Source organism: Microcoleus sp. PH2017_12_PCY_D_A (assembly GCF_020738565.1).
In the GTDB taxonomy this organism is placed as follows: domain Bacteria; phylum Cyanobacteriota; class Cyanobacteriia; order Cyanobacteriales; family Microcoleaceae; genus Microcoleus.
In genome coordinates, this window is record NZ_JAEQCI010000196.1 from 1 (window position 1) to 6,383 (window position 6,383).

9 protein-coding genes are annotated in these 6,383 nt (G+C 43.8%); 1 reads left to right on the forward strand and 8 read right to left on the reverse strand.

The window, feature by feature from the left end; genetic code table 11:
* Nucleotides 1-79: 79 nt before the first annotated feature.
* Together JGK39_RS32100 and JGK39_RS32105 are read right to left on the reverse strand one after the other, a co-directional pair.
* Complete coding sequence (locus JGK39_RS32100) at nucleotides 80-274, reverse strand: hypothetical protein (RefSeq protein WP_293262048.1); 195 nt, start codon at nucleotides 272-274, stop codon at nucleotides 80-82.
* A gap of 2 nt (nucleotides 275-276) precedes the next feature.
* A complete protein-coding gene (locus tag JGK39_RS32105) occupies nucleotides 277-498 on the reverse strand; it encodes a hypothetical protein (protein WP_293262051.1) in 222 nt (73 codons plus the stop codon).
* 35 nt (nucleotides 499-533) lie between these two features.
* Between JGK39_RS32105 and JGK39_RS32110 the strand changes: the two genes are divergently transcribed.
* The gene (locus tag JGK39_RS32110) at nucleotides 534-815 is read left to right on the forward strand and encodes a KGK domain-containing protein (RefSeq protein WP_293262053.1); all 282 of its coding nucleotides are present in this window, start codon (nucleotides 534-536) and stop codon (nucleotides 813-815) included.
* 10 nt (nucleotides 816-825) lie between these two features.
* On the opposite strand, the gene JGK39_RS32115 is transcribed toward JGK39_RS32110, so the two are convergent.
* The 6 genes from JGK39_RS32115 to JGK39_RS32140 form a co-directional block, all read right to left on the reverse strand.
* Complete coding sequence (locus JGK39_RS32115; protein ID WP_293262056.1) at nucleotides 826-1,047, reverse strand: hypothetical protein; 222 nt, start codon at nucleotides 1,045-1,047, stop codon at nucleotides 826-828.
* A gap of 122 nt (nucleotides 1,048-1,169) precedes the next feature.
* Nucleotides 1,170-1,436: a hypothetical protein gene (locus JGK39_RS32120; protein WP_293262059.1), complete on the reverse strand. Its 267-nt coding sequence runs from the start codon at nucleotides 1,434-1,436 to the stop codon at nucleotides 1,170-1,172.
* Nucleotides 1,437-1,439: 3 nt separating this feature from the next.
* Nucleotides 1,440-2,117, reverse strand: coding sequence for a hypothetical protein (locus JGK39_RS32125; protein WP_293262062.1), 678 nt, complete (start codon nucleotides 2,115-2,117; stop codon nucleotides 1,440-1,442).
* Nucleotides 2,118-2,158: 41 nt separating this feature from the next.
* Complete coding sequence (locus tag JGK39_RS32130) at nucleotides 2,159-2,479, reverse strand: hypothetical protein (protein WP_293262065.1); 321 nt, start codon at nucleotides 2,477-2,479, stop codon at nucleotides 2,159-2,161.
* A gap of 386 nt (nucleotides 2,480-2,865) precedes the next feature.
* Nucleotides 2,866-4,389, reverse strand: coding sequence for a hypothetical protein (locus tag JGK39_RS32135; protein ID WP_293262068.1), 1,524 nt, complete (start codon nucleotides 4,387-4,389; stop codon nucleotides 2,866-2,868).
* A partial coding sequence (locus JGK39_RS32140) for a hypothetical protein (protein WP_293262071.1) occupies nucleotides 4,382-6,383 on the reverse strand: 2,002 nt, incomplete at its 5' end. The genes JGK39_RS32135 and JGK39_RS32140, both read right to left, overlap by 8 nt.

A 6,383-nucleotide genomic window follows, 5' to 3' on the forward strand; every position in this document is an offset into this window, starting at 1 on the left:
GGATAAATCAGCTTTAAATTTCCCCAAAGAATCTCTAATGCAGGTCTTAACTGCATTGCAAATTCAAGTTTGTGCATAATTATTTGCTCGCTATTTGTAAAATGCGATCGCGCAGCGCATCAATCAAAGAGTCCGTCTCGCAAATTGTCTTACTGAAACCTTCTTTTCCTTGCAAATAACCCTTGTCCTGAGACAGTTTAACTAGCGCGTCAACCAATTCCGCTAAAGTTGAATTGGGATTTGCTAGCAAAGCTTTAGCAAAAATTCTGGGCATTTTTACCGCTCCTTAAATCCAGAATTTCCAGTAATCCAGCCTTCAATATTGTCCAGCCTTTTCCCGTAAAACTTTACAGTCTCTTCTATTTGTGTCCATTCCTTAGCGGCAACAATTGCTTCTTTTTGGACATCATTTAATGTTTTTCCAATTAAGAGTATCAGCCCAATGAGGCCGCTAAGCACAACTAGGTCAACCGTTAGTACACTTGATGTCAAGTTCATTGTAAACTTTAGAATTGTATTGCTAGATAAAAACCATGGAACCGCAATTTGATCCACTGAACGAGCAAAACCACGTGTTTTGCGTTTTAGAACCCGAAGCAAAACTTTATTCTTGTAGTGACAGTACCTACACAACTCAAACTTTTTTGGGAATTGTCACAACCTTTTTGAAAAGCAATGTATTTGGGTCGGGATTTGATTTTTGGACGAAAACAGGAGTTCGGTGCAGTTTACTAAAAGTTGGGGCGAGTGGATGGGTAACAGGCAAAATTCGCGTTAGCATTAAGTTAGAATTTGCGCCCGACAAAACAGAATAAACCACTTAAATCAACTTGCTTCAACCCGAATAAAATAGCGCGGTTCCTGAATTACCGATCTGCGAAACCGAAAATACCGTTTGAGTTGAATTTTGTAAGTAGCTAAGCCCGATTCAATGTAATCGGGCAAAACTGGCAAATTAAGCAAGATTCTGTTTGGAGATGGATAAACTACCACCGCTTTTTCTTCAACGGGCAGTTCTCCTTCGATTTGCCAAACCCTTCTAATCAAAAGCCTTGATTTAATATCTGATACCAGACCGGTAGCAATGTACGTCAGTCAGATTAAATCTTGGTCAATAGCTGAAAGCTCCGTAGCATTCCAGCTATTTAAGTTTGCAGTGTCTAAAGTTCCTAAAGTGAGCCAAGCCATTCGTCACTCAAACTCCATTCGTTGTCTGTTTCTACCTCTTCATAGGCGTCAACAAACTCTATTTGTTCGTCGAGTTCCCCGCTAAAAAGATAGTCTTCTAGTCGTTTGTTGTCAGCTATTTGAAATAAGCCACTACCATCTTGAATTAAATGCAAAGTTTCGCTAGAGCTTTGCGCTATTTGAGTGTAAAAAAATGGCAATTCAGCTAGGGTTTCGTGATATTCAAGATGGTGAGGCAATAAAATCATCAATTAATCTCCAAATTTTCGGGCAGAGCCGCTTGATGTCCAGGCTTCAGGTAAAGTCGCCCCATCAGCAATAAAAGTTTCAACTTTTAAAGTTGCTGCTGTTGTGTTTATCTGCCTAAAAGCTCTGCCAGGTCGGGGCAAATCTGCTTGGATCAAAAGCCTGCGAAATTCTGCGTCTGTATTGGGAATTGTAATTCCTAATGCAGTTGCTTCGTCTGAACCTATTTTATTGAACTGTTGAGCAGGCATTCTCCAAGCCCAATTTAATCCGGCAGTTTGGACGGCTACAAGAACACTGCCTATTGCAAGTGCTCCACCAGGAACAGCCGTCCCAAAAGCTGTTGATTTTTGTGCAACCCGCCCTTGAGATATAGCTCTTTTGGCAATTTGCCATTTTTTAGTGGCTAAAGCGCTTGCAATTGAACCGGTGGAGCACAAAGAAGTAATACCTTCTTTTTTCTTTTTAAGCCTAGCGGCTTTAGGTCTAGCTCGTTTTCCAAGTCCAACAATAACAGGAAGCCCTGGTCCGCCTGCCACTAAAGTAGAAGCATCTACTTGCCCTAATTCCGTAACTTCAGAAGCATCTACGTTAATTTTGAAAACATAAGCTGCGTTTCCCGCTCCTAAAGAAATAGTGACAGCCCTAAGATTTCGCTCGCCGTAAATATTTGTTTTTGGCATTTTTACCTGCTGTTAGTTGCCTAAATTAATTAAAAAGTGGTTTATCCAATCAAAGGATAAACTTCAGTAACAGTTGATTGCTGAAAGCTGCTCAACGTGTAAACTTTTGGGCGAACAATCGCTGTTGTTGTCGTTTGTCCGGGCGGCCAAAAAATTGATTGTTCGTTTCCAAGACCCGCAGAAAGCGCTAATACGTCTGTTCCTGCCGGAGCAGTTGCGTTAAAAGCTACTTGGGCTGCATTAAAGGCATCCAATGCGTCAATTAATACTTTGATCGCTTGTGAAGTTGCCGGATACGCTGTTGGGTCAAGGGTAATGCCAGCCGGTAAATTAACGCTAAATGCAGCGACGGTAATTGACATATGTTTGAAATTTAGAGTTTTTGGTTTCCGCTTTCAACTTAAATCCTTTTAACTCAAAGTGTCAACGCTTTAATCCCTTGTAGGTAAAAGGTTTTGCCTGTTAGAGTGTTATGTACAACCCTAGGGTTGTGCGGTTGCACGTATTACCTTTTTGTTGGTTTTGTAAATTTTTGTAAAGCAATTTTGAACTTAATTATTTACCCAAAACTTAGTACCCGCAGCCGAAGAGCGCTAACGCGCCACGCCGGAAGGTTTGGCAAAAAATACACCTACAGACCAAAAGGGCATTTGCTCGATCGTTTGTCTAAGGAGACTGGGCTAACCGTCAGCCAAGTACAATCGCAGCTAGAAAAGGAACGACAGTATTTTTTGACGAGCAAGTAGCATCATCCCAGAGGTTCAATACCTACGGGTTCTTCCTCGGGCCACAGGTCAAACTCGATCCTCTGTTCGTCCCAAACGCGATCGGACAAATCAGTTCGCCCTTCCAAGTCATCGGATCGTTTGCGCCACACCAGCACCGCCTTGCTCGGATAAACAATGTAAGGCTGCTCAGTGCGGCGTGGCGTTGGATCCACATAGCCAGACTCACGGACTCCATTAGTCAATACTTCCGCAGTGGAAAGCGCCAGCAGCTCTTCAATTTTTCGCACAGCCGAATTTTCTGTAGCGCCGTACACCTGCATTTGACGGCCGTTGTTGAGCTGCGATGTCACGAGCCGCTGACCGCTGCTGTATGGTTTGGCCGCTAACTTAATTTTTTCCCAAGTCAGCCCCCGTTTAACATCGGGAATTGTAACTTGGCGTTTGCGCGCTCGCTTGCCGTCAGGCATGATCCAAGGCGGCTGCTGCTTTTCCTTAAATTCAATAATTAAGTATCGTTCCTGAAAGTTCGGCCGCACGTAGTCGTCAACAGGAGTTCCATTGATAAGAACTCCCACGTCACGATTGCCCAGCATTTGATGAGTTGCTAAGACGTTGACCACAGTCGGCCTCATCACGGCTTCAGGGCCAGACAAGACAATGCGTTCGTCGGGAACCGATCTATCTGGAGTAATTTCTATGGTGCGATCGACACCGAGCACCGAATTGTTTGCCACCTTCTGCATTGCCAGCCAAGCATCAATGCCGCCAGCAACTGCATAACCCGCTTCAATGCAAGCCTCCGTTCCTTCCTCCCAAGCTTCCTCAACAAAATTCCTCAAAAAAGTATTGGGGATAGATTCAATTGCATTCTCAATAGCACCTGCAATTGTCCAACTTTCCCCTGTTCCCCATTTATCTATTTTTTCGCTTCCAAAAAAGCCTCTAAGAGCAATTCCTAGGGGGTTTGCTGGATTCTTTAATGCAGCCCTAACATTTTTGTAAAGCCACAAAAATGAAGCTTGCACTCCCATCCTAAATCCAGCCTGAATTACTTCACTAGCGGCATCCAGTAATTCGTCCAAGGCTTGCTCGCCAACTTCTTTTAGTAAGTGAGTTGCGAGCGCTTCGTTGAAAGTCATAATGGCCGCAGCCGGAACCAAACCGCAGCCAATCCAGCCAATCGCCCGCCCTACCGCACCGCCCAAGACGCCGCCGAAAGCATTCCACAAACCCTCAATTTGTTTGTCGATACTCTCATCGCTAATATTCCAATTGAAATTGGCAATAAATTGAACGCCACCGACAATCCAACTCCACAGCTTAGTCCAACTAAACGAAATTAATTGAACAACTCCTGATACCAGAAATCCGACGAATTGCGTCGCACCGTCCCAAATAGTTTCTAAAAATCCTTTGTCTTGAGAAGTTGTTGTGGCGCTTGCCGACCAAGTGCGGATAATATTGCCACCAGTCGAAGACTCCCGCATTTTGCGACTAGCCAAATCGCGCAAAACCAAACCAATTTTTTTTATTGCATCAGCCATTTGGTTTCCCTGCCTGAGCTATGTTGTCGCCAATTTGCCTGATGCGCGGCCTCCTGTCTCTAGACCTGCCGTAGGGAGTTTGCCCGTTTTCGATTCCTGTCTCAAAGCCAAATCCATCCTCTACCTGATCGAGGAAGTCTTCCCAATCTTTAAAATGCTTGGGTTTACTCGGATCGTCTTCCTTAGCAAGGGGATTTTCTAGTTTCTCGCTTAAATCGGCACTTCCTTTAATTGATTCCAAAATTTGTGATTTGATATCTTTTTTAGGATCGACTTGCCGCCAATGTACCGCCCTAGTAATTGCCGCTGCCTGCAATAAATCTAATAAAATATCTCGTTGGGTTTCTTTGTCTTCGTATTCGATACCTTTAACGTGAATTATACTTTCCTTGATGAGTTCATGAATCGATTCAGCTTTAGGAGTAAACGTTGAGGGAATTTCGATATCAGTTTCTTTGTAAGCGAAATTCATGTACTTAGCAATTGCCATGCTTGCCAGGTAAGCTTTGATTGCTTCTTGCCGACCCATTCCAGACTCGCAGAGATTGCGGGTTGACATGGCTACCAGAGCTGCTACGTTGGCTTGCAGGCTTAGTAATTGCCCTTCCATTTCGGCTATTGATTCTGCCAAGTTTGGAAATTTAATCTGTTTGTCTTGGTCACCTTCTTTTGTCAAATCGGTATCTTTTACGTCAATTTGAATTTGCCACTGGCCCCAGCGTTCGTCATCCCGCTGAAACATCCACATCAAGAGGTCGGCAAAATCCTCAATTTTTTCTTGAACTGGTTCTGCTGCTGGCCGGCCTTTTTCCACTTCTTGAATAATTGTGCTGGGGAGTTCACCGGGAAACTTAGACATCCCCAAGCCTTTGTGAATTTGTCTGAGTAATTTAATTGATTCGCGACAGCATTCGTCCATTTCTGTTCTAGGTGGTGGATTTGGTAGAGGAGGCGCGGGTAAAGGCAAAAGATTGCTCACCTTAATGACATCTGACACCATCCATTGACGAAATGATGTGTTACCGGAGCGGTCAAACTCTGCTTTTGCCTCATTCCCCAAGAATGTATTTACGTCTGCAATGTATTTTCCAATGGCACTTTCAGTACCTAAAAAAAAGATTCCAAAAATTCCTAAACCCCAAGCGTGGCCGTTAAAAGAATTAGCATTGCCGATTGCTGTGCCACTGCTAGTGATGCAAGTTAAATTTCCAAACCCCGATGATCTGATTGTTTTGTCAGGTGTCATGGGATATCCAACGCTGCCGCCCGGATAATATCTGGCTTGATAGTAATTTGGGCGTAATGTCGCTTCATAATTCATTTTCCCTACTGGAGAATTTACACAGTCAACAAGACCAATCAAGGAAGCAGCGAAAACATTTTCCTCAATAAAAGACTTTACAGTTCCCGTTACTAAAGGAACAAGTTCATTTAGGCTGCTGATTTTATCTGGCTTATTTTTTATCTCAAGTGAAGCGGTTGCGCCGTTGTTGTATGTGCGAATAACTTTGCCTGTTGCGCGATCGAGATCTGTGCCGCTTTGAATCATCAGCTCATCAACTAAAACCATGCAGTAATCTGTGCTATTCATTCCTACAGGAATTATTGGGCTAAAATCTCCAGGCTTTGGTGTTGGTACTGGTTTTGGTGTTGGTGTTGGTGTTGGTTCTTTCTCACCAGGAAACTCAAATCCAATTTCAAAGCTAATTGGAGAAAACGGAATTTGCAGCGAAATTCCGACACCTACACCTTCAGAAGACTTAGAAATATTAATTCCGATTCCAACGACTTCACCGCCAATACTACCTCCCTCAACTTGACCTGTACTCGTATTAATCGTGACTCCCCCGCTAACGCCTAAAACCCCACCTGGAATTTCTGCACCAGCACCAATCGAAATTGAGCTTTTTGAAGGATCTTCGTAATTCGGCGAACCGCTAATATCGAGACGTATCGGGCTGACATCCACACTCACCCCGCCAGTCACCGAAACC